Origin of the sequence: Hydrogenovibrio marinus, from assembly GCF_013340845.1 — a bacterium.
Lineage (GTDB): Bacteria > Pseudomonadota > Gammaproteobacteria > Thiomicrospirales > Thiomicrospiraceae > Hydrogenovibrio > Hydrogenovibrio marinus.
Window position 1 is genome coordinate 1,751,759 of sequence record NZ_AP020335.1, and the last position, 23,915, is coordinate 1,775,673.

24 protein-coding genes are annotated in these 23,915 nt (G+C 42.7%); 9 read left to right on the top strand and 15 right to left on the bottom strand.

Going from position 1 to position 23,915, the window contains the following annotated elements; translation table 11 throughout:
• Positions 1–24: 24 nt before the first annotated feature.
• The 11 genes from HVMH_RS08390 to orn all read right to left on the bottom strand — a co-directional run bounded on the left by HVMH_RS08390 (position 25) and on the right by orn (position 14,312).
• Complete coding sequence (locus HVMH_RS08390; protein ID WP_029909943.1) at positions 25–663, bottom strand: hypothetical protein; 639 nt, start codon at positions 661–663, stop codon at positions 25–27.
• The gene (locus tag HVMH_RS08395) at positions 660–2,222 is read right to left on the bottom strand and encodes a hypothetical protein (protein ID WP_029909946.1); all 1,563 of its coding nucleotides are present in this window, start codon (positions 2,220–2,222) and stop codon (positions 660–662) included. Before HVMH_RS08395 ends, HVMH_RS08390 begins: the two co-directional genes overlap by 4 nt.
• On the bottom strand, positions 2,222–3,427 hold the full coding sequence (locus HVMH_RS08400; protein ID WP_029909949.1) for a type II secretion system F family protein: 1,206 nt from the start codon (positions 3,425–3,427) through the stop codon (positions 2,222–2,224). Before HVMH_RS08400 ends, HVMH_RS08395 begins: the two co-directional genes overlap by 1 nt.
• 2 nt (positions 3,428–3,429) lie before the next feature.
• Positions 3,430–5,103: a GspE/PulE family protein gene (locus tag HVMH_RS08405; RefSeq protein ID WP_232087834.1), complete on the bottom strand. Its 1,674-nt coding sequence runs from the start codon at positions 5,101–5,103 to the stop codon at positions 3,430–3,432.
• 11 nt (positions 5,104–5,114) lie between these two features.
• Positions 5,115–6,956, bottom strand: coding sequence for a tetratricopeptide repeat protein (locus tag HVMH_RS08410; protein ID WP_051623007.1), 1,842 nt, complete (start codon positions 6,954–6,956; stop codon positions 5,115–5,117).
• Positions 6,957–8,666: a type II secretion system protein GspD gene (locus tag HVMH_RS08415; protein ID WP_029909957.1), complete on the bottom strand. Its 1,710-nt coding sequence runs from the start codon at positions 8,664–8,666 to the stop codon at positions 6,957–6,959.
• Positions 8,663–10,003, bottom strand: coding sequence for an ExeA family protein (locus tag HVMH_RS08420; protein ID WP_051623008.1), 1,341 nt, complete (start codon positions 10,001–10,003; stop codon positions 8,663–8,665). Before HVMH_RS08420 ends, HVMH_RS08415 begins: the two co-directional genes overlap by 4 nt.
• Positions 10,004–10,194: 191 nt before the next feature.
• Positions 10,195–11,211, bottom strand: coding sequence for a ketol-acid reductoisomerase (gene ilvC / locus HVMH_RS08425; RefSeq protein ID WP_029909961.1), 1,017 nt, complete (start codon positions 11,209–11,211; stop codon positions 10,195–10,197).
• Positions 11,212–11,243: 32 nt separating this feature from the next.
• On the bottom strand, positions 11,244–11,735 hold the full coding sequence (ilvN, locus tag HVMH_RS08430) for an acetolactate synthase small subunit (protein WP_029909963.1): 492 nt from the start codon (positions 11,733–11,735) through the stop codon (positions 11,244–11,246).
• Positions 11,736–11,745: 10 nt separating this feature from the next.
• Positions 11,746–13,449, bottom strand: a complete 1,704-nt coding sequence (locus HVMH_RS08435) for an acetolactate synthase 3 large subunit (protein WP_029909966.1) — start codon at positions 13,447–13,449, stop codon at positions 11,746–11,748.
• 302 nt (positions 13,450–13,751) lie between these two features.
• Positions 13,752–14,312 (bottom strand): oligoribonuclease, encoded by a 561-nt coding sequence (gene orn, locus HVMH_RS08440; protein ID WP_029909968.1) that lies wholly within the window; start codon positions 14,310–14,312, stop codon positions 13,752–13,754.
• Positions 14,313–14,525: 213 nt separating this feature from the next.
• Here orn and HVMH_RS08445 point away from each other — a divergent pair, with 213 nt between their 5' ends.
• The 3 genes from HVMH_RS08445 to rsgA are packed head-to-tail and all read left to right on the top strand — an operon-like array spanning position 14,526 to position 17,212.
• Positions 14,526–15,776, top strand: coding sequence for a M48 family metallopeptidase (locus HVMH_RS08445; protein WP_029909969.1), 1,251 nt, complete (start codon positions 14,526–14,528; stop codon positions 15,774–15,776).
• A gap of 36 nt (positions 15,777–15,812) precedes the next feature.
• A complete protein-coding gene (locus HVMH_RS08450) occupies positions 15,813–16,154 on the top strand; it encodes a 4a-hydroxytetrahydrobiopterin dehydratase (RefSeq protein ID WP_029909971.1) in 342 nt (113 codons plus the stop codon).
• A gap of 5 nt (positions 16,155–16,159) precedes the next feature.
• Positions 16,160–17,212 (top strand): ribosome small subunit-dependent GTPase A, encoded by a 1,053-nt coding sequence (rsgA, locus tag HVMH_RS08455; protein WP_029909973.1) that lies wholly within the window; start codon positions 16,160–16,162, stop codon positions 17,210–17,212.
• 36 nt (positions 17,213–17,248) lie between these two features.
• Here rsgA and HVMH_RS08460 read toward each other — a convergent pair whose 3' ends face one another.
• Entirely contained in the window at positions 17,249–17,488 is a 240-nt protein-coding gene (locus HVMH_RS08460; RefSeq protein WP_162174168.1) for a hypothetical protein, read from the bottom strand.
• Between HVMH_RS08460 and HVMH_RS08465 the strand changes: the two genes are divergently transcribed.
• The 5 genes from HVMH_RS08465 (at position 17,453) to trpS (ending at position 20,863) form a co-directional block, all read left to right on the top strand.
• Positions 17,453–18,136, top strand: coding sequence for a YeeE/YedE thiosulfate transporter family protein (locus tag HVMH_RS08465; protein ID WP_081822706.1), 684 nt, complete (start codon positions 17,453–17,455; stop codon positions 18,134–18,136). The genes HVMH_RS08460 and HVMH_RS08465 overlap by 36 nt on opposite strands.
• 12 nt (positions 18,137–18,148) lie before the next feature.
• Positions 18,149–18,724 carry a DUF6691 family protein gene (locus HVMH_RS08470; protein ID WP_029909979.1) on the top strand — a complete coding sequence of 192 codons (576 nt, stop codon included), beginning with the start codon at positions 18,149–18,151 and terminating at the stop codon, positions 18,722–18,724.
• A gap of 185 nt (positions 18,725–18,909) precedes the next feature.
• Complete coding sequence (locus HVMH_RS08475) at positions 18,910–19,221, top strand: c-type cytochrome (RefSeq protein ID WP_029909981.1); 312 nt, start codon at positions 18,910–18,912, stop codon at positions 19,219–19,221.
• A 72-nt stretch (positions 19,222–19,293) separates the two neighbouring features.
• The gene (locus HVMH_RS08480) at positions 19,294–19,743 is read left to right on the top strand and encodes a methyltransferase family protein (protein WP_029909983.1); all 450 of its coding nucleotides are present in this window, start codon (positions 19,294–19,296) and stop codon (positions 19,741–19,743) included.
• Positions 19,744–19,858: 115 nt separating this feature from the next.
• Positions 19,859–20,863, top strand: coding sequence for a tryptophan--tRNA ligase (gene trpS / locus HVMH_RS08485; RefSeq protein ID WP_029909985.1), 1,005 nt, complete (start codon positions 19,859–19,861; stop codon positions 20,861–20,863).
• A 258-nt stretch (positions 20,864–21,121) separates the two neighbouring features.
• Here trpS and HVMH_RS08490 read toward each other — a convergent pair whose 3' ends face one another.
• Positions 21,122–22,699 carry a SulP family inorganic anion transporter gene (locus HVMH_RS08490; protein WP_029909987.1) on the bottom strand — a complete coding sequence of 526 codons (1,578 nt, stop codon included), beginning with the start codon at positions 22,697–22,699 and terminating at the stop codon, positions 21,122–21,124.
• A gap of 112 nt (positions 22,700–22,811) precedes the next feature.
• On the opposite strand from HVMH_RS08490, the gene HVMH_RS08495 reads away from it, so the two are divergent.
• Complete coding sequence (locus tag HVMH_RS08495) at positions 22,812–22,976, top strand: hypothetical protein (protein WP_155837666.1); 165 nt, start codon at positions 22,812–22,814, stop codon at positions 22,974–22,976.
• Positions 22,977–23,065: 89 nt separating this feature from the next.
• Here HVMH_RS08495 and ppnP read toward each other — a convergent pair whose 3' ends face one another.
• Positions 23,066–23,377: a pyrimidine/purine nucleoside phosphorylase gene (gene ppnP / locus HVMH_RS08500; RefSeq protein ID WP_029909989.1), complete on the bottom strand. Its 312-nt coding sequence runs from the start codon at positions 23,375–23,377 to the stop codon at positions 23,066–23,068.
• A gap of 297 nt (positions 23,378–23,674) precedes the next feature.
• On the bottom strand, positions 23,675–23,908 hold the full coding sequence (locus tag HVMH_RS08505) for an SHOCT domain-containing protein (RefSeq protein WP_029909991.1): 234 nt from the start codon (positions 23,906–23,908) through the stop codon (positions 23,675–23,677).
• Between the last annotated feature and the right edge of the window lie 7 nt (positions 23,909–23,915).

Here is a 23,915-nt window from a genome sequence, read left to right on the forward strand (position 1 = left end):
GGGCATTCACGCGCCTAAACCAACTCAGTCCAACTTAAAAGGCGTTGGCTTGGCTTGAAACAAAATCAAAGTACATTTTGCATCAAACAATGAACGATTTGGGGTAAATTTCGGTTTTTGGATAGCCTCATTGTGCGCAGACATTTCACAACCCTTCACCAAAAACAACGGGGTGATGTTTTCTCTGATCTTATCCAATACCGTCAATAAATCCAAATCCGACATCAATCCGATATCAAGGTGCAACTGGGTGAAGTAGAAAATATTCTTATCTAATTGAAGATAGGCAACACTCTTCCTAGTCAGTTGTTGCTCAGCATCAAACTGAAAATTAAATGGTACAAGATTTAGCTGCGCCTTTATTTTCAACAATTCATCCGTCCACTTCACCCGATCTTGCTGATAGACCAACCCTTCATTCAAAAACTCTTGATACTTATCGCCATACGTCTTAAACAATTGCTCTTGAGTTCTTAAAAATTGCACTTGTTTTAGCAGGTTTCTCAAGTGATGTTCTGTTATTTGGTTATCTCGTTCCAGACTTTCCTGATAGTTCAACAATCCAAACGCCAGCCCGCCGAATGTCAATAAAAGCACCAACAAGATCAACGCCGGCTTTTGCACATATTGTCGAATAAAGCTGTCTGCCCAGTTAAGCCTCACTTGCCACCTCCAATCACCAACTTCACCTCAAAGGGAAGTACATTAATGGCTTCATCTGAAGCACTGGAAATGACGAGAGATTTTTTCAAACTGCGATCCAAGGGCTCTTTGGTTAAAGTGACACTTTCAACATTTGGCTTAGATCGAAAATCTTGCACTAAGTCATCAACCCATTTCACAGGCATTTCATAAGCCTCATGAAAAGGATAAACCCACCCTTTCAACGTCACCGAAATAGAGGAAGAATCAAATGTATCCAGTTTTTGCCACGCGACGGACGACAACGCAATATGATTGTGACGACTCAACACCTGAGATAACGCCGCCATATCAAAACCAGCAATACCTCTAAGCTTAAGCTTCAACAGTGATTCTGAAAAGTTCACCGATGCTTTAATGTCTTCTGCGTCATATTGGAGATCAACCGAACGTTGCAACCGGCTCTTTTCTTCATTCAACTGCTGAATCTTTACATCCATCAACTGGCGTTTATGACTCAACATATAGTTATCGACACCCAAAGTTAAAAGATAATAACTTGCCAACAGGAACAAGAAAATCGATAAGCTCAATAACCATTTCTGCAACCTTGAAAACAACAGAATCTTGTTCACGAAATGGTTTTTATAAAAGGTCTGTAGGTTTGATTTATGCAAATATGCCGTGAGGAAGTCCAGCGTATTGTACAAGGAGTCGTCCCAACGACGAGTATTGGTAATCGTATAAAGATCGGAAGCGACTACGAAAAAGGCTTCCGGACTCCAATTGCTTAAGGCAACTTTTTCCAAATACTCTGTCGCCACTTCCCCTTCATCATGACCATGGGAATTGATATAGATAAAGCTCACTTCAGAATTAAGAGGAATGAGCTTCTGGTTGTAAAGATATTTGACGGCGATCTGTGTCTCGTGGATCAACCCCGAGTTGATGGCATGGTCACTTTCCAATTCATCATCTAACTCTATATGACGACTGATGTTCAGTCGTCCGAAGTTAAAAAATATCTGGCGGAAATTCACTCTGGATTCTCGAAACACCAGCATCATGGGTCTCTCCAAATCCTTCTTCGATAAACTCAATGCTGGCGCAAGCTTGTTGAGGAAAAAGTTTTCCAGCAGAAAGGAATAGGAGTAAATCGCCTTAACGGAAATCTGCGCCTCTTCAAATAAGTTAAACAAGGCTTCAAGCTGAGTGTTGCTGAACACACTGGAAATCATCAAAGCCTGCTCATCACGCCCTTCATCCGTTTGACGATAGTGAGCGAACCAGCTAAGACGAACCAATATAGCACCCTCAGAGCGCGTTTTTTCTTCTAATCGCTTTTCGTAAGCTTGTTTTTCCCAAGGAAACAACTTCGCAACCCAGTGCATTTGATGGGAGTCGTCTACGAAATCTAATATGACAGCAACGCTTTTCTCCGAAGGTAGCCCGCCAACAGCCGTTTCAATTCGATCCCAATCACTCCAAGAAAATTTGGTTTCAGACAATTTATGTTGCATTGCACTGTTCACGTCAATCAACACTACGCCCGATTCATTGAGGTATAACAGTTTATCCATCATTGTACCTTGGAAATGGTGTCATAAATTGGTCCCAACACGGCCATCATTACCCAACCGACCATCAATGCCATTACAATCGTCAAAGCTGGTTCTACCGCTGGTTCAATCTTTTCAATGGTTTCTTTTGCTTCATTATCGTAAAACTCGCTGACATTTCTTAGCGCCTGATCCATATTACCGCTAAGCTCGCCAACCTTGACCATTCGAATCGCCATTGATGGAAAAACCTCAGCTTCTGTAAAGGCTTCATTGATTGGCAAACCGTCTTCAATCAAACGAATGGCTCTTTCCACCTTTTGTTCGAGGTAGGCATTGTTGGCGACATTCACTGACATACGCAAACTATTGGTAAAACTCATTCCTGCCTCATACATGATGGCAAGTGAATTGGCGATTCTGGCAATCTTCAACTTATAAAGCACAGGACCAATCACTTTGACTCTAAAAATGGATGCATCCAATTTCACTCTAAAACGTTTTGATTTTTTCAGTAGATACTTGATACCGAACCACACCGCAAAAGGGAACAACAAGATCAAGATAATATTTTCTCGAACAAAATCCGAAGTCACAACAAGCGCTTTAGTCGCAAAGCCCAACTCACCGCCCATCTCTTTAACGAATTTCATCACTTCGGGCACCACAAAAACCATCGTCAACAATACAACGGCTATAACAACTGTTCCGACAATGGAAGGGTAAATCATGACTTTTTTGGCTTTCGAACTTAAGCTTTCTTCCCATTTCAGCATCTGTTCCAGATTCTCTAAAATAGTTTCCAACTGCCCTGTCTGTTCTCCGATCGCAACGAGGGAAACATACACCTTGCCGAACTCTTTTTCATAACCTGACAAAGCACTGGAAAAACTCTCTCCTCCTTCCATTGCTTCATAGATGGAAGACAGCATTTCTTTAACCGCATCATTCTCATAGGACTGTCTCAGGTCATCAATGATATCCATTAAAGACACTCCAGCCTTGAGCAGTTGCCGAAATTGCATGGTGATGGTGATAACATCTCTTCGCAATATACGTTTACTGCCGACTCTAGAAAAAAATCCCGGAGAGCGCTCTTGATAAGAAATTAACTCAACCTTCGCCAGCTTTAAACGCTGCTCCAAATCCTGAGCATTTGCAGCCTGCATCTCTCCATTGACACGCTTACCAAAGCGATTGACACCGTTATAACGATACTCCAGCATGGCTAAATCAGCTCCGTCAAATCAACCACGCGGCTAATTTCATCTAATGTTGTATCCCCTGAACGAACCCATTTCAAAGCATTTTGCAATATGGGACGAAACCCTTGGGAAATTGCCATTTCTAAAATCTGATGTTGCGAAGCTCGTTGCAAAATCAACTCATCCAACTCATCGGTAAATCTCAAGGTTTCGGTAATGGCAATCCTCCCCTTGTAGCCAATGTCATTACAGTGCTTACAACCTTGCGCGTGATAAAGGGTGATATCTTCTTCTGCTTTAATCCCCAAGATTTCTTTCTCAAAAGGTTCAGGTTTGTAAGGAGCCTTACAATTTGGACAAAGCCTACGCACTAAGCGCTGTGCGAGAATACCAATGATATTACCGGAAAGTATTGAAGGCTGAACGCCGATATCAAATAATCTTGGAATAGAGCCAATCGCAGAGTTGGTATGCAAAGTTGCGAAAACTTGATGCCCTGTCATGGCGGCTCTTAGCGCCATTTCAGCCGTTTCACCATCTCGAACCTCACCAATCAGAATAATATCTGGGTCTTGCCTCAACAGGGCTCTAACACCCGCAGCGAACGTCATCCCAATATCTTCATTAATAGATGTCTGGCGAATCATCGACATTGGGTACTCAACAGGATCTTCCAACGTCATGATATTTACACCTTCGTGATTGAGCTCATTCAACATCGAATAAAGCGTGGTGGTTTTCCCTGAACCCGTCGGCCCCGTCACCAAAAGGATACCCGTAGGACGAGACATCATCAGTTTCAAATCCTGATAACTGCCAGCATCTAAGCCAAGTTGTTCTAAAGGAACAATGCCTTTTTCCCGGTCCAAAATCCTCAATACAAAATTTTCACCATCTGTACCAGGCAGAGAAGACACCCTGAAATCAATTTTCCGTCCATGGACAATCAAGTCCATATGGCCATCTTGCGGCATTCTCTGATCGGTCAAGTCCAATTTGGCCATGACCTTCAAGCGCACTACCAAGCTTGACCATATTGATTTGTGGAAAAGCCGAATCGTCGCCAACACACCATCAATACGATAACGAACGCGTATATAATGTTGCTCCGGCTCGAAATGGATGTCAGAAGCCCCATTCTTAACCGCATCAGTCAAAATGGCATCGACCAACCTCACCATTGGCTGAGAGTATTCATCTTTTTCCGCTACGGAATAAAGGTCTACCTGACCGGTTTCCAACTCTCTAAGTATGCCGTCAATCGACAGTTCATAACCGTAATAATGATCTATTGCATGCTGAATATCGGTTTCTGAAACCAATACCGGTTCAATGCGAATATCTTTTTTTATGTGGCGCTTTAGTTTGTCCAACAACAAGATGTCATCGGGGCTCGCCATCGCAATTTTCAACCGATCGTCAGTTACACTAATCGGCATTACCAAATGACTTCTTGCAAAAGATTCCGAGACCAATGTTAATGCGTGGGAGTCTGGTACTACACCCTTCAAGGTCATGGAACTGTATCCGACAACCTCGCCTAAGATTTCTCTTGAGTCCTCTTCCGAAAGGAAGCCAAGTGATACCAAGATTTCCCCCAGCTTTTTCCCTGTCAGCTTTTGTTCAGTCAACGCAATACGAAGCTGATCAGCGGTAATCACCCCTTCTAAAACGAGCTTGTCACCTAAACGCACCACTTGAGCCAAAGCTACTGCTCCCTACTGAGAAATTGATTGAGGACTACCAAACGTCGTTTAATGCTATTGGTATCAAATTCGGGTGAACTGACAGACGATTTCGCTAGCGCTTCATCATAGTATTGTTTCGCGAGCCGATACTCACCAAGCTGGTCTAAGCTAACAGCCAAATTCAACACATAAATCGGTTGAGCTGAATTATGTTGATAAGCTTTAAAGTAATAGGATTGTGCTGTTACCCAGTCTTTTCTTTTGGCATAAGCGTTACCCAGTGCAAAGGTAGCTTCAGAATCATTTGGGCTTGCCTCTGCCAAACTTTTGAGCTCATCAATGGTTCGTTGATTACTATTTTCCAAAGATTGAATACTCAAAATCGCTTTTTGCGCCAACTGATTCCTCGGTTCCAATGCCAATACTTTTTGGTAATAAGCTACCGCCTTATTTTGTTCTCCCAGTTGCACCGCAACCGCTCCCAAACCAAAAAGAGCAGGAAGACTGCTTGAATCCTCTTCATAAGCTTGCTGGTAATAACGTCTCGCCGATTGCCAATCAGAACGCTGATATGCTTTGAATGCCATAGAGACAGCACTCTCCAGCTCTCGGCTGACGATTGTCATTTTAGGCGTGATTTGTTTAGGGAACTTTTGAGCAACTAACTCAGCTTTCTTGTGACCAGTTTGTTTTTGAGGTTTTAAAGGTGTCTTGTCAACTTTAGCCTCAACGGTCTTATTCGCCATTTTGCTTTCAATTGCTTTGCTTAAAACTGTCTCTGACTGTGTGACATCCGTTTGTTTTATATCCTGTTGATATGATGATAACGGGGTCTTTGGCTGCAATTCAGCATGAGAAAGCATTGCTGGTTCAACAACCCTAGGTTTGCTCAAAATCTGATAGCGCTGCAAATCTTCATCTATCACTGAGGATTGTTGATCAAAGTAGAGCATTGCATAATAGGCTAGTCCTAACAGCGCAAGAATGCCGCTGAAAAAATAGAGCCGCCATTTGCTTGGAAGGTGAGTTTTCTTACTGATTAAATGAGGTAAAATTAATCTGGTTTTCTTCTGCTGACTCTCAGTAGAACCGTAGCGCTGGTAACCGGGAATCTGCTCAAGACTCCAATCATGTTCATAGTGATTACTTGCTGATGCCGAAATTTCTTCCGAACCAATAATCTTAACTGAAGCTTCCAACTCATCATCATTATTTTGAGGTGAACTTTCAGAGTGCATAGTCTCCCAAGAATCTGGGATAATTTCTACAGACTCCTTGACAGGATCTTCTTCAGGAGCGCTGTCATCAAAAATAGTATTGCTTATATCGGCGGTACGTGAAGTATTATCGGCTTCAAACTCAGATACCGCTAAGCGCGTTTCCAAATCATCTGAAATTGTCGACTTGGACTGAACAGAATCCTGTAGTCGAAATGCTAACCCATCGTTCAGTATTTCTTGACTAGGACTATCTAGATGAGCTGCATTTTCAGACACAAGCATTTCTTCTGAAAGGGAGACTTCAAAGCCCTCTGCAACCTCCAAAGGAGTTGCGGCGTGAGTAACGTCAACATGACTCACTTCCTGTGAAGCCATTGTGTCTTGCTCGACCTGACTATTGTCAATTTTCTGTGGTTGTTCTACTACCTCGAAATTAAACTTTAACGCCAATGGTTCATCAAACTCAGTGTCATTAGCCATATCTGCCGTTGCAGACAAGGAATCCGAAACAGAGGTCTCAACACTTTCTTGGCTTGGAGACATCATAACTATCGGTTCAACAGTTTCGTGATGTGTCGATTGCCCAGCCTGCTTCTTTTTCTCTTCGGCAGCTTTCTTTAAAGCTTCAAGCAAAACACTCATTTAACTCGACTTCGTCTTAAGAAACTTTCTGACTGATTTCAGGTCGCCATTATCAATATCAGGATTATTCACAATAATGGGACGGATAAAGATAATGAGTTCTGTCTTCTTCACCGTATCATCTCGGTAGGTAAACAAATCCCCTAACCACGGAATTGAGCTTAAAAATGGCACTCCCTGTTTTTGATTATCGTGCGTATCTTGAATCAAGCCACCGATAATCGCTGTTTGTTTATCTCTAAGCTTCAGAACCGAGTCCATTTCTCGCTCCTGAACGACAGGAATTTCGCTTTTTACATTTTGCTTGGCAAGTTCAGGGTTCGGATCATTTACATAGCCTACAATTCTTGAAAGTGTTGGGCGCACATTAATCGAAATCTTGCCATCATCTGAAATAAACGGAGTCATGTTCATCATAAAGCCCACTGGAACAGTGTGCACAGTCGTTTCAAAAGTCGTACTCTGTAGGCCATTACTGATTTGCGAATCTACTTCAACCGTGAAATACACTTGGTTTTTAACCACTTTCAACATAGCTGACTGGTTGTTCATCGCCATAATCTTCGGACTGGAAAGCACCTTGGTATTACCAAACTGTTGCAACATCTTCAAATCAAACATTCCATTGGACAACGAGAGATTAAAGAAAGGTGCATTAGACAGATTCAATCCCAACAATTTCTGTGATGCGGAATTGCTGCCACTCACTGCCGACCAGTCGACACCCGCCTGATATTGATCGTTCAACTCAACTTCAACGACCGTAGCTTCAATCAACACTTGTTTGGAAGTGCGATGCATCACTTTATCCAGATAATGTGAGATCCTTTGTTGACGATTTCTCGTGGTGTAAACTGATACAAGCCCAGCTTCCTTATTAACAACAACATTGTCCGTATTCTTAACTTTAATATCAGTCACAGAATCAGTGTCTCCACCCGAAGCACTTGTATTTTTAGTCAACGAACCGCCATCTATTCCAGCGGAGGATTCAGCGTTATGATTGCTATTGCGAACCCGAACGTTTTTGGTAACTTCGGATCCCAACTGAGCCATTGAAGAAATATTACTCACCAATGCCCCCCAAAAATCGTTGGTCGTCTCTACATTCATACGAAACTCACTGGCTTTCGCATCACCAGAATCAGAACCGTTACCAATATCTCCTACTGACATTTTCATCACGGTAGAGTCTTTGACCTGTTTTCTTACATTGACGTAGTCCACACGATAGGTGTGCCAGTATGGAGTATCTGGTCGGATACTAATGGTTCCATTCGACAACTCATAAACAGCCCCCACCTGCTCGGTAATTCTTTTTAGAATTTCGTCCAAAGGTTGATTAAGCGCATTGATCGTAACCTCTCCTTTTACTTCCGAAGATAAATCAAGTTGTTTCTTGGCATCCACTGATAAGTTATAGAGCAGGTCATTCACGGGAACCTTTACCGCAGACACACTGTAAAGCTTTTTGACGACACCAGTATCTGGGTTGATGTTAATAGCCTGTACGCCCACCAAGCTAGGAATTGGCGCGTCCATTTGGGCACTTCCGTCACTCTTCAGCGTTGGTCTCGTGGTCAAATGCCCTTCAAGATTAAAATCTTTGGATAATGGTGGCGCAACCGGATCCCGCTTTACGGTTTGTGACGTACTGCATGACTGCAACCCAAAAAATAGAATGGATAGTGCAAAAATTTTCGTTTTCATAGTGCAGCCTTTAACTGTTGAACAGTTAGTACGCGTGAAGCCAGCTGTGGCATTTCATTGGAGAATTGTTCTTGTAGCGTCTTAACCGCTTCTTGTGAGAGGTTGCTAACATCAAAGAATGTCAAGGTTTCAAAAAGATTTTTAGCAGGATTAAGGTTCAACAACACATACACTTTAGATTGTTGGGCTTGAGAGATTTTTGACGTGACTTCTTTATACATAGACTGAAAATCATGAATATGGTCTCGTGACAACAGAAGCAATTCACCACTATTGGGTAACTGCTGGAGATACTGAAATGCCGACATGTTTAATCGGTATAGCACTTTGATGGTTTTGATGTTCGTATCAGTCTTCTCGGACAGCTCTTTGATTGATAAAGTGTTTGACGTAATTGGCATTTGACTGGCATTTTTCGGAATGACAACCATTCCTTGCCCTTTCTGCCATACGAAAGCCATCACACTTAATGAAATCAGCAAACCACCAAAAACAACCGCGTATCTTGGCCAGATACCTTTGCCTTTATTAGAGGTCGATGATGAATAACCTAATGCTTTAAGATGCTTTTTCTTAACTTGCATATCGCCATCACTAAACGCCGCCATCAAAAGCTTATCGGCTAGCAAATTGATCGCTCTTGGAAAGCCCCCTGATATCTTCCATACTTGCTTCGCAAGCTTGCTGGTAAAGACATCTTGATCCAGTCGCCCGGCAACGCGCATTCGATAGTTCAGATACATGAACACTTCATTAGCATTGAATGGAGGAAGCGTTAACTCCGCTGCAATACGATCTTTTAGAGGCTTGACTCGCACATCATTAAGCGTGACATCCAACTCGGGCTGACCAAACAAAACCATTTGTAAGAGTTTATCGGTTTCGGTTTCCAAGTTACCGAGCAAGCGCACCTCTTCTAATGCATCTAAGGTCATTGACTGAGCTTCATCGACCAACATGACAACTCGTTTACCTTGTGCATAAGCTTCAATCAAACGTGCCTGCAAACGTCTAACAAGATCATGCTTTGTATCCGTTGAATCATAAGGAATTTGTAATTCACTACAAATGAACTTCAAGAAGTCGATTGGAGATAAATTAGGGGAAGAGATATAGATATTTTGGTAGTGCTTGGGAAGCTTTTCGACCAGCATGCGTAACATCATTGTTTTGCCGACGCCGACTTCACCCACTACCTTTACAATGCCATCCCCCCTGAGAATCGAGTACAACAAGGCTTCAACCATTTCTTCTCTGGATGCTTGCTTGTAAAAATATGACAAATCTGGGGAAATTTTAAAGGGAAGTTCTTTTAAACCGAAAAAAGATCGATACATGCGCTCATTTACATATAGGTATCAGGCCTTGGAAATTAAACCCGGCCCAAAATAATTATAATTTTATACGTCAATTTACCCTAAAGTGAGGGTGCTTTCAATCCTTCTTTGTGAGCAATTAAATTAACTTCATAAACACTAGACACAAAAAAACCGCCCGTAGGCGGCTTTCGCAAAGCATTGATAAGAGATTAGTTCTTCTCTTGGTCAACGATTTTGTTAGCAGCGATCCAAGGCATCATCGAACGTAGTTTGTTACCAACTACTTCGATACCGTGTTCTGCATTCAAACGACGCATTGCTGTCATTGAAGGATAGTTTGATTGACCTTCCAAGATGAATTTCTTAGCGTATTCACCAGTTTGGATGTCTTTCAACGCAGCACGCATTGCAGCACGAGACTCGTCGTTAATAACGCGAGGACCAGTCACATACTCACCATACTCAGCATTGTTAGAGATAGAGTAGTTCATGTTCGCGATACCACCTTCGAACATCAAGTCAACGATTAGCTTCAACTCGTGCAAACATTCGAAATATGCCATTTCAGGCGCGTAACCAGCTTCAACTAAAGTGTCAAAACCTGCTTTAACAAGCTCAACCGCACCACCACAAAGAACCGCTTGTTCTCCGAACAAGTCAGTTTCACATTCGTCACGGAAAGTTGTTTCGATGATACCAGTACGACCACCACCAACACCGCTAGCGTAAGAAAGCGCGATGTCTTTTGCACGGCCAGAAGCGTCTTGCTCTACAGCGATCAAGTCAGGAATACCACCACCACGAACGAATTCAGAACGTACAGTGTGACCTGGTGCTTTAGGCGCAATCATGATAACGTCCAAATCTTTACGAGGCTCGATTTGGTTGTAGATGATAGCGAAACCGTGAGCAAATGCTAGAACAGCACCTTGCTTGATGTTTGGTTCAATTTCTTCTTTGTACAACTTAGATTGGAATTCGTCAGGCGTCAAAATCATAACCAAGTCAGCGTTTGCAACAGCTGTTGCAACGTCAGCAGTTTTTAAACCGTAACCTTCTGCTTTCTTGATAGATGAAGAACCTGCACGCAAACCAACAGTTACGTCAACACCAGAATCTTTCAAGTTCGCCGCATGCGCGTGACCTTGAGAACCGAAACCGATAATCGCAACTTTCATGCCTTGGATAATGGACAAATCACAATCTTTATCGTAATAAACTTGCATTGTTTTTCCTTAACTTACTCAATTGTTAAAATTTATAAATGTAATGATTTTTCACCACGCATCAGACCAACGACGCCGGAACGAACTGTCTCGACAATCACACCTTGATCCAACGCTTCGATAAACGCGTCTAGTTTTTGGCTTTCACCAACCAACTGAACCGAATAAATATTGGCTGTAACATCCACAATGGTGCCACGGAAAATATCCGCCAAGCGTTTTACTTCTTCACGCATTGCACCTGTTGCTTTGACTTTCACCAACATCAACTCCCTTTCAATATGAGAGCCTTCGGTGATATCGACAACCTTGATAACGTCGACCAAGCGATTCAAATGCTTGACGATTTGTTCAATCTGGTAGTCGTTACCGTATGAAACCAACGTTAAACGCGAAATGGTTTCATCTTCTGTGGGTGCGACAGTCAAAGTCTGGATGTTGTATCCACGAGCAGAAAACAACCCGGCAACACGAGATAGTGCACCAGATTCATTTTCCATTAACATCGAAATAATATGCTTCATCTTATCACCCCTACACCAAGATCATTTCATCTAGCCCAGCACCAGCAGGAACCATCGGATAAACGTTTTCCTGTTGATCGGTGATAATATCGACAAATACAAATTTATCTTTGTTCTTATCTGAGAATACTTCTTCCAATTGCGCTCTCATGGTTTCAGGGTTATCAATGCGAACACCGACATGCCCGTAAGCTTCTGTCAGCTTCACAAAATCAGGCAATGAATCCATATAAGACATTGAATAACGTCTGTCATAGAAGAATTCCTGCCATTGCCGAACCATTCCCAAAAAGCCATTATTCAAACAGATGACCTTGATAGGCAAACCATACTGCATACAAGTGGACATTTCTTGGATGTTCATTTGAATTGAACCTTCACCCGTCACACAAATAACAGTGTCATCAGGAAACGCAGCCTGCACACCCATTGCCGCAGGCAAACCGAATCCCATTGTTCCCAGACCACCGGAATTAATCCAACGTCTTGGTTTATTGAAACGGTAATACTGCGCGGCAAACATTTGGTGCTGACCGACATCAGAAGTAACGTAGGCATCACCATTCGTCACTTCCCATACGGCTTGCATAGCTGCTTGTGGTTTGATCTTGTTACCAATTTGCTCATAACGCAAACAATCCGTCGAGCGCCAAGTGTTGATTTGCTCCCACCAAGATGCCAATGCTTCAGCATTAGCTTCTACAGGGTGCTTGCTCAACAAGTTCAGCATTTCGCTTAGCACTTGTTTAACAGGGCCAACAATTGGAATATCTACGGCAACATTTTTTGAAATAGAAGCCGGATCGATATCAATATGAATAACTTTAGCATCCGGGCAAAACTTCTCAAGATTGCCCGTTACTCGGTCATCAAAACGCGCGCCAATCGCAATAATCAAATCAGAGTTATGCATGGCCAAATTCGCTTCATAAGTACCATGCATTCCCAACATTCCGACAAATTGAGAATCATCTGCTGGGAAAGACCCCAACCCCATCAAGGTATTGGTTACAGGGAAGTTCAACTTACGAGCTAACTCCGTCAACTCATAGGAAGCATCCCCCAAAACGACGCCGCCACCGGTGTATAAAATCGGTCTTTCAGCCGACATCATCATCTCGATGGCTTTTTTAATCTGTCCACTATGGCCTTTCGTCACAGGTACGTAGGAGCGCAAACTAACTTCTTGTGGATATTCATAGTTGCTTTTGGCGTTTTGTACATCTTTCGGGATGTCAACGACAACAGGGCCAGGTCGGCCTGTCGTGGCGATGTAAAAAGCTTTTTTGAGCGTCATCGCAAGATCATTAACATCCTTGACCAAGAAGTTGTGTTTGACGATCGGTCTTGTAATCCCAACCGTGTCGATTTCCTGGAATGCATCCAGACCAATCAACGCAGTCGGCACCTGCCCGGTAATAACAACCAACGGAATCGAGTCCATAAATGCCGTCGCGATTCCCGTAACGGTATTGGTTGCTCCCGGACCTGAAGTCACAAGCGTCACTCCTGGCTTACCTGTAGAACGAGCGAAGCCATCCGCAGCATGTACGGCAGCTTGTTCGTGACGCACCAAAACGTGTTTCAGTTTTTTAGCGTCAGTATCAAGAGCATCATAGATAGGCAATGCCGCACCACCAGGATACCCCCAAATATACTCTACTCCCTCATCTTCTAGGTAATGCACTAGAATCTGAGCACCAGTTAATTCCACAACAACGGTCCTCCATATAAAAGTATTCCGACCTGACTTTTAAGTGCTTGTTTTGCAAAGCAAGCCGAATACTTTCAACTAAAAAAATTTTCGAACGAATTCTTACAAAAATTTGTGTAAGAAAAGTAAGCGATTATATAACAAAACCTTATGACAGGGAACGGCAAATTGGACAGGAATGTGCTTAACCAAGCATTTTTTAATGCTCAGTTCAAAATTCCTGATTCCAATCCTTACCAGAAGTGAAAAATAGCCAAATAGATTTCCGTAGTCAAGAAAGCTATTTTCTCTTGATTATGAGGTTATTCAGCGCCACGCGCCTCTTCGATAAACATATGTTTTCGATAATGTTTTAACTCATCAATCGATTCATAAATGTCATCCAACGCTAAGTGAGCCCCTTTCTTTTTGTGCGATGAGTAAACTTGAGGAATCCATCGTCTAGCAAGCTCTTTCAGCGTTGAAACATCTAAGTTTCGATAATGGAAGAAACTTTCCAGTTCAGGCATCTGTTCAATCATAAAGCGACGATCCTGACAGATACTGTTTCCACACATCGGTGACTTTCCTTTTGGTAACCAGTCTTTAAGAAACTCCATCGTCATTTGCTCTGCTTGCGCCATGGAAATCTTGCTGTCCTGTACACGCTTGGTCAAACCTGAGTTTCCATGGTGGGTAGTGCACCATTCATCCATACCGTCTAAATAGCGTTGTTCAGTTTGAATGGCAATTACAGGGCCTTCTGCCAACACCCTGAGTTCAGCATCCGTGACAACCGAGGCAATCTCCAGAATTTGATCGGTTTTATGATCCAACCCCGTCATTTCTAAATCTATCCATATCAGATTGCTTTCAGACTTCATGATCTACCATCCACTTTTGAATCCCTATTTTCTTCACGCTCACAGGGCTTTTAAACTAAAATAAGTCAAATATTAAACGCTATTGTACTTTCTCTCAAGGAAGCATTAGCCTTATAAAACGAAATCTCCAGTTAATCTGAAGGTTATCTTGAAAAAAATTTTCTTATCACTATAAGAAAATAGTCTTTAAAACTAAACAATTAAACAATCATTATGACCACTTGGATAACAATCACTTTTCTACTCACACTTTCTTTGAATTTTTTAATTGAGCTTTGGCTAAACGTTAAAAATCAGTTTTATATCTCTTCACATAGCTCAACCGTGCCCGAAGAATTCAACGAAGTCGTTAACCTTGAAGCGCATCAAAAAGCGGCCAACTACTCAAGAGCCAAGTTACAACTTAGTCGATTCATCTTGTTTTTTGATGCTGCGGTGCTACTTTTCATGACATTGGGTGGAGGATTCCAAGAAATATACAACTACTGGCTTGGAACGGGGCTTTCTCCAATTTGGCGTGATACGGCCTTCTTACTTTCCACCTTCTGGTTCTTGTCTTTGCTTCACTTACCTTTTAGCTGGATTTCAACTTTTAAAATCGAACAGGAATTCGGGTTCAATAAAATGACACCGATGAAGTTTGTGAGCGATCTTCTGAAACAATGGGCGTTAATGCTGGCGCTAGGTATTCCACTTATTTGGGTTATCTTAAAAATTATGACCGCCTACTTTAATGAAGCATGGTGGCTATATACTTGGATTATCTGGATTGCTTTCAACCTTACCCTTATGTGGGCATACCCTAAATGGATTGCGCCTATTTTCAACAAATTCACGCCTCTTGAAGAAGGTGAAATGAAACAGAGAATAGAAGCGTTGTTACAAAAAACAGGTTTTGAATCCAACGGAATTTTTGTCATGGATGGTTCATCTCGCTCCGGGCATGGCAACGCTTACTTCACTGGTTTTGGTAAAAATAAACGCATCGTATTTTTCGATACTTTATTAGAAAAACTATCACCCGATGAAGTTGAAGCCGTACTTGCCCATGAACTTGGACACTTCAAACACGGTCACATCAAAAAAATGATGGCAGAATCCTTCATCCTTAGCCTTGTTGGTTTGGCATTACTTGGCTGGCTTGTACAGCAATCTGTTTTCTATACCGGATTAGGCATGACCTCACAAACACCTGCTGCTGCACTGCTGTTATTTGCGACCGTGGTACCGACTCTATTCTTCTTTTTAGGACCTATCAGTGCCATCAAAAGTCGTAAAAACGAATTTGAAGCCGATGCTTTTGCTGCCCAACATGTAGGGGCGGAACACCTGATTTCCGCTCTATTGAAAATGTACCGTGACAACGCCAGCAGCTTGACACCTGACCCCAGCTATTCGGCTTATCACGATAGCCACCCACCGGCTAAAATCCGTATCGATCACTTGAAGTCTTTACAAAAATAAAAACCATAAACTCTACACAACAGGAATTTGAACGCGATGCAAAACGATATCCCATTAAAAGATCAATCTTGTGAAAACATTGCACCGGGCAGCAAAGCGCTGATTATCCCTACTATTGAGAGCCTGGTTGCTCAAATGAGTGGCTGGGAAGTTCCTTTGAACTACATCACGCTGGAAAAAACCTTTAAGTTCAAGAACTATCATCAAACGGTTTCTTTTGTAAACGCCGTCACCTGGATTGCGCATAAAGAAGACCATCACCCTGAGATTTGCTTTGGCTACAATGAATGTAAAATTGTACTGACAACTCACACGGTAAAAGGTCTCAGCCAAAACGACTTCATCGTTGCCGCAAAGATTGACGCCCTATTGGATTAATTCTTTTGTCAAAACGCAAACTGACCAAACAGCAACAAAAGCGAGTCAAAGAAAAACGACTTGAGCCTTTAACTGACTCGCAAGCTGCCAGTTCTAAATCAACCCAAAATGAAAATAATGTGTTACTTGGGGTTCCAGAACAGGGATTGGTCATCACAAATTTTGGTAAACGCATATTAGTGGAAGCCAATAACGGCAGTCTGGTCAATTGTGCAGTTCGTCAACACCTTGGCAAATTAGTTGCCGGTGACATTGTGACTTGGCAAACCGACATTGAAGAAAATACGGGGGTTGTAACCTCTCTTACCCCAAGAAAGCAAGAGCTCAGTCGTCCCGGCTTTCGTGGCCAAACACGAATGGTGGCATCCAACATTGATTTATTGGTAATTGTCGCGCCCATCACGCCAGGCATTCACCCTGACATGATTGACCGGTATCTGGTGGTTGCTCATCAACTTCAACTTCCTACAATTCTCGTCATCAATAAAACTGACTTGATTCAATCAGATGAACAATGGGAGATGATTGCTGAAACCCTAATTCCTTATGATGAGTTGAATATAGAAATCTACCCGGTTTCAAGCGAAACGCAAGACGGGCTAGAAGATTTAAGAGAGGCGTTAATCGCCAAAAACAGCGTTTTTGTTGGGCCGTCTGGCGCAGGTAAGTCTTCATTAATCAAAGCACTGATTCCAGACATAGAAATCAAGGTGAACAACCTGTCCGAGTCAACCGGGCTAGGTAAGCACACAACCACCAACAGTATCTTGTATCACTTGCCGCCAGTGCATGGTGAAGAGAATGCCGGTAACATCATCGACTCTCCAGGCGTCAGGCTCTTTAGCCCTGCACCCTGTGAGTTACATGAATTGGAACAGGCTTACCCGGATTTCCAACCCTTTCTAGGCAAATGCAAATTCAACAACTGTACCCATCAGAACGAACCGCAATGCGCCATTCGTGATGCTGTAGAAAATGGCGGCATTCACTACAGTCGATACCACAGCTTCCAGCGATTATTGGAAGAGTTTTCCAATAGCGACAATCAAGGTCGATAAACTCCATTAAAGCCGCCTTCAAAAGGTTTTATAGCCCTAAAAGTTATTCGAGTTCGCCACCAAAATTGAAATTCCATAGAAAGCAAACATCACTCCCAAAAGCCCTAAAATCGAGCCTATCAGCACTATTCCAAAGTTAAATTTTTTGCCTTGAATACGAAGAACCAGCCAAGTTATCAACGATAAAACCAAAGCCAGCACCAAAAACCTAAAAACCATCATCTTGCCTCCCCTTCCCTTATGGGTATAATCAAGTTTTTCATAATATTCTTGCATGCTAATACAAGAATACGCTTGATAAAAACTATTATTGATATTTTAAAACAAAGGGTTCACATAATGATTCGACCTGGTGAATTTACCTGGCTTAAAGGCGGGATTGCACTAGCACTTGTTGCCGCGATTGCGACCATTCTGGTCAAACCAATTGGCGTCTCCACTCAATTCGTTGTTACCGACACTATTATTTGGAAAACATTCGACAAAGACATTGTCCAAGTGACTGAAAAAGATGGCAAACAACATTATTCAAGTCCCAACGACTATATCAATAAAGCGAGAGGTAGCTACGCTCATAGCGCAAGCAATCCTATCAATTACAGCTTCGTCTTTGTATTGTCTATGATGCTTGGCGCAATGTTGTCATCGATTTTTGGTGGTCCAAAAGCAACCAAAGAAGAAAAACAAGTTCCTGAAGCCTTTCAAAAGCGCTATGGCTTCAACCCGAAAAAACGTTACCTGTTTGCTTTTATCGGCGGCGTATTTACCCTCTTCGGCGCGCGTATGGCTGGCGGCTGTACCTCCGGCCACATGATTAGCGGAATGCTACAAACCGCTGTCAGTGGTTATGTATTTGCATTCGGCGTTTTCTTGGTAGCGATTCCTACCGCATTGCTGGTTTACGGCATGAAGAAAAAAGCTTAAGGAGAGGCAGCAATGGAAATTTTACTAGCTATCATTCTAGGTGCTGCTTTTGGTGCGGTACTTCAGCGCATCGGAGCAACTAACCCGAACCATATTATCGACATGTTAAAACTGACTGATATGAAACTGGCCAAAACCATTTTTATGGCAATCGGTCTTGCTTCTATTATCGTATTCACAGTTAACGCGATTTCACCACAAACTGTTCATTTTAGTGTTAAAGCGGCCTACTTGGGTGTATTAGTCGGTGGGATGATTTTCGGTATCGGTTTTGCCGTAGGTGGACTCTGTCCTGGTACTTCTTTGTCTTCGGCAGCAGAAGGACGTAAAGACGCGGTGTTTTTCATTATCGGTGGACTACTAGGTTCATGGCTATTTGCCATCGCTTATGAACACATCAAAACCACAGACATTTATCGTACCAGTTTGGGCGGTAAGTCTGCATTGGCTGAAGGCGTTTTTCGCCATGGACATGAATACAATGCCATCTTCGGTTTCATGTCTGGAACAGTGACCGCGGTGGTAATCGGCATTATCTTCATCATTATTGCCGCCAAACTACCTAACGCACTACGTAAAGAAGACTAGTCTTCAATCCCCACTAAACCCGTGCTGGTTCAAGCATGGGTTTAGCACAAACCCTCGCGACTCCCTCTTTCACCTTATATTAAAGATTGCTTAATACTTCAATCTTGACTAGAATCCCGTTTTCGTATGTAATTACGGTCAGGGTAAAACCCGAATACTTTTTAAGTGCTTAGGAGAGTACAATTATGAAAAAACTATTGGTTGCTTTAGCTACTACTGGTGTAGTAATGTTCGGCGCCACTGCACAAGCGGCTGGTAACGCTGCTGCTGGCGAAGGTACTTTTGGTACTTGTGCTGGTTGTCACGGTGCAGACGCTCACGGTGGTGTAGGTCCAAAATTGGCTGGTTTGAAAGCTGATGAAATCGTTAAATTGCTTCACAAATACAAAGCTGGTGAGCAAATGGGTCCTATGACTTCTATGATGGCTCCAATGGCTGCTGGTCTTTCTGATGCAGACATCGAGAACGTAGCTGCTTACATCGCAACTCTAAAATAATATCGTTATTTTAGATGCTACGAGAAAGCCGCTTTTTAGCGGCTTTTTTATTACCTGAAATTTAGGAACTATATGCTTCAAAAACTTGCGCACCCATTCATCTCATACAGTCTTGTCATCGGTCAATTGGCCTGTATTTTCGCACTGCTTGAGTTAGAACCTTGGTTCAGCGCGAACCTATGGCTATTGCTGCAATTCATGGGCGTTGGTTTAGGACTTTGGGCCGTCACAACCATGCATTTAGGACGATTCAATATCGTTCCAGATCCTATGCCTGATGCTCAACTGGTGATGAAAGGCCCTTATCGCTGGATTCGCCACCCCATGTATTCGTCGCTACTCTACTTCTTCTTCCCAATTGCCGTGCAAAGCCAGAACCCAATTACTTGGTTATGCTACGGTTTGTTACTTGTAGACCTTGTGCTCAAACTTCACTACGAAGAAAGGCTTCTCAAACAAAAGTTTACGAACTATCCTGACTATCAAACCAAGAGCAAAAAGTTGATACCCTACCTTTTTTAGTTTTGCTTGTTTTTCACGCCTGACACAAACTCAACAAGCTTTCAAAAACCCTATAAACATGCGAAAATAGCCGCTTTATTTTTGTAGCATTTGACCAAAATAAGTGAGATAAATCATGAGCAAACCTATTTTATTTAGTGGAATCCAGCCCTCAGGCGATTTAATGATCGGTAATTACATCGGTTCCATTAAAAACTGGGTAAAAATGCAAGATGATTACAACTGCCTTTTCTCTTTGGTCAACATGCATGCCATTACAGTTGAGCAAGACCCCGCCGTCTTGTCAAAACGTACATTGGACTTTGTCGCACTTTACTTGGCCTCAGGTATTGACCCAAACAAAAGCACGGTCTTTATTCAGTCTCACGTACCTGAACATGCCGAACTGGCTTGGGTTTTGAACTGCTCAACCTACATGGGTGAACTGAACCGCATGACGCAGTTTAAAGACAAATCTCAAAAACACGCCCAAAACATCAATGTCGGATTGTTCGACTACCCGGTATTGATGGCGGCAGACATCCTACTTTACCAAACAGAAATGGTTCCAGTCGGTGCAGACCAAAAGCAGCATTTAGAGTTAACGCGTGATTTGGCTGTGCGTTATAACAACCGTTTTGAAAAAGAAATCTTCAAGATTCCTGAGCCATTTATTCCACCTGCAACTTCCGGTGGTCGTATTATGAGCTTGCAAGACCCAACCTCTAAAATGTCTAAATCGGATGAAAACAAAAATAATTTCATCGCGCTGTTAGACGACCCGAAAACCATCGTTAAAAAGTTCAAGAAAGCGCAAACGGACTCTGGAACAGAAATCACCTATGACGTGGAAAACAAACCGGGTGTATCAAACCTGCTGACAATCTATTCAGTTATCAGTGGAAAAACCATTGATGAAGTCATTCAGCACTTTGACGGCAAAATGTACGGTCATTTGAAGGTAGAGTTAGGTGAGTTGGTCGCAGAATACCTAAAACCTATTCAAGATGAGTTCTATCACTTACGCAATCACGAAGACGAACTGAGAAATATCCTGCGCAAAGGTGCGGAACAAGCGCGTGAACAAGCACAGCAAACGTTGAAAGCTGTTCATGAAGCCATCGGCTTCGTATTACCGTAACGACTCGCTAATACCTTAAAATCTACCAGGTTGGGGCATGATGGTTCATCACCTAACAAAATATTAGGAGAAGATAAGTATGGGTTGGTCTGCTTGGGCTTTAGACCATATCTGGTTAGTCGCCGGCGGGAGTTTGGCGATTAGTATCGCGCTCCATTTCGTCATCGTTTGGTTGTTCAAACGCTCCGGAGTGAGATCTCCTACCTCAAATAAATAAAAAGCGGGCAATGCCCGCTTTTTTAATGTCTATCAGAAGCCTTACTTACCAAGTGATACATGGTAATGCGGGTCTTCAGACACATTCACTTCAATCAGTTCTTGTGCATCTGACAACAACTCCTGACACTCTGGGCTCAGGTGCTTCAATACCAATTTTTTATTGGCTTCTTGGTAACGTTTCGTCAGGCTATCTATCGCCTCAACCCCTGTGTGGTCATAAACACGAGAGTGCTGGAAGTCGATTTGTACGCACTCAGGATCGTTATTCACATCAAACATCTCAACAAAGTTTTGTGCTGATGCAAAGAATAGCGGGCCATGCACTTTATAGATTTTTGCAGTTTTACCGTCTTTTTCGACAATAGAACTTTCTAGCATGATTCGTTGCGCATGTTGCCAAGCGAATACCAATGCCGACACAACCACTCCGGCAATCACTGCAACGGCCAAATCGAAAATCACCGTCAAAGCCGTTACCAATAACATGATGAACGCATCGGCTTTGCTCATACCACGCATGATATTCCAACTTGACCAGTTGAAAGTTGCAATCACCACAAAGAACATCAAACCAACCAATGCGCCAATCGGCACATCTTCAATCAACGGCGACGCCACCAGCACGATAATCAACAAGCCTAAAGCCGCAGAGATACCAGACAAGCGTCCAATGCCACCTGAGTTGACGTTGATCATAGACTGACCAATCAAAGCACAACCGCCCATTGTACCAACCGCACCAGACACACAGTTTGCCGCACCTAAAGCAATGGCTTCTTTATTCCCTTTACCTCGTGTTTGCGTAATGTCATCAATCAATGTCATTGTCAGTAGAGACTCGGTTGTCCCGACAATGGTTAAAATAATGGCATAAGGCAAGATGATCCAAAGTGTGTTAAGGCTAAAGAAATCTGCAGGAAGCAATCCCCACCAACTTGCACCTTGAAAACCACCCTCGATACCATCACCAAAAATCAGAGACTCTATCGTACCCTGCACCGATGCTCTATCCCCCACAGTCACCGCATGAATATCAAACAGCATCACCGCAGCAGACACTAGAATAATCGCCGCTAACGCTGATGGGATCGCTTTGGTAAAACGTGGAAGGATATAAATAATTGCCATGGTCGCAGCGATAATGGCGCCCATCATATAAAGGTCATTACCCGTCAACCAGTTTCCTGACGCGTCCTTAAACTGGGTGAATTGCGCCATGAGAATGACCAAAGCCAAACCATTTACAAACCCGAGCATAACCGGACTGGGCACCATGCGGATAAAGCGCCCCCACTTCATCACCCCGATAATGATTTGAAAAATCCCCATCAGGATAACCGCTGCAAACAGATAATGTGCACCATGCTCCATGACCAAATGCATCATGACTACCGCCAGTGAACCGGCTGCGGCAGAAATCATCCCAGGACGCCCACCAAAAATAGACGTAATGAAACCAACGATAATCGCTGCAAAAAGCCCTACCAAAGGATGCACACCTGCAACAAAAGCAAATGCAACGGCTTCTGGCACCAAGGCCAAGGAAACGGTTATCCCGGATAAGGTGTCGGCTTTATACTTACGCCAGTCAAAGCCATTCGCGACTGCATCACTCATTAAAGTCATCCTTTTTTAAATTTTATTGGCTGCAAATTCTAACAGAAAGCAGGTAGACTAGCGAATCAAGAGGGAAATAAGCCTGTAAATTCGATAGGTGAAGAGATTTTTTATGGAATACATCAATGAGATTGCAATCGGCGCCGTAGTAGTACTGTTAGGCGCACATTTTGGTCTGCACTTATACTTCAAGGCCGCCAAGAAAAAGCAGGATAAACAGCGTGCCGCAAAACGAGCTGCTGAATCGAAAGAGACCCAAGCGGACAAATCAGAGTAATCTCCCCAACCTGGCAAATTTTGATCGCCCAAAAACAAAAAAGGCAAATCAATTGATTTGCCTTGAAGATGCTTTACAGCGTGTGAAGATTACAAATAAGAACAGCAGTAATCCGCAACGGTCTTCACTTTAATACCAAACTTAGAGTTTGCCGGCACTTCAAAAGTTTCACCTACTGGAATCGCCTTCCACTCAGTTTCGCCCGGCAACAGTACTTCAACATCACCTGCCAACATTTCCATGATTTCAGCCGCTTCAGTACCGAATTCATAATCACCAGGCATCATAATACCCAGCGTTTTTTGACTCCCATCGGGAAATAAAACTGTGCGACTAGTGACTTTTCCATCATAGTAAATATTGGCTGCTTTGACCGCTGTCACATTTTCAAATTGAGACATTGCTTTTCCTTTTTAAATTGAAACATAAAGTAATGAAAGCGAACTTCTTTGGAAGTACGACAAATTGCACGCATTATAACGAAACTACTACCCGCCCATTAACTTTTACAATGTAGCTATTTAGCAACGGCTTAAGCGGTCTTGTGTTCATACCTTAAGAGCTGTGTATTGAGCCACAACATCTTTAGCTTACAAGAATGATATCAGCACAAATTCAATTACAACTTCCTAGCCTGTTCCAACGATAATGTATTGATGAAAGCGTCACCTTAGCCAAAACTAAGGTGACGACACAAACTAATCATTTTCTAAGGTTTGCTTCATACTTTTATACTCATCTTCATTGATTTCACCTCTGGCAAACCTTTTTTCCAATATTTCCAACGCACTGTCTTTTGGTCGACTATTTTGCACAGAATTGTTTCTAATCAAAGGAACCAGGAATAAAACCACTACTAAAATGATCAATAAAAACCATAGCCACATGAATCCACCTCCGTAATATCCATGCATATTCATAAAATCCCACATATCCATT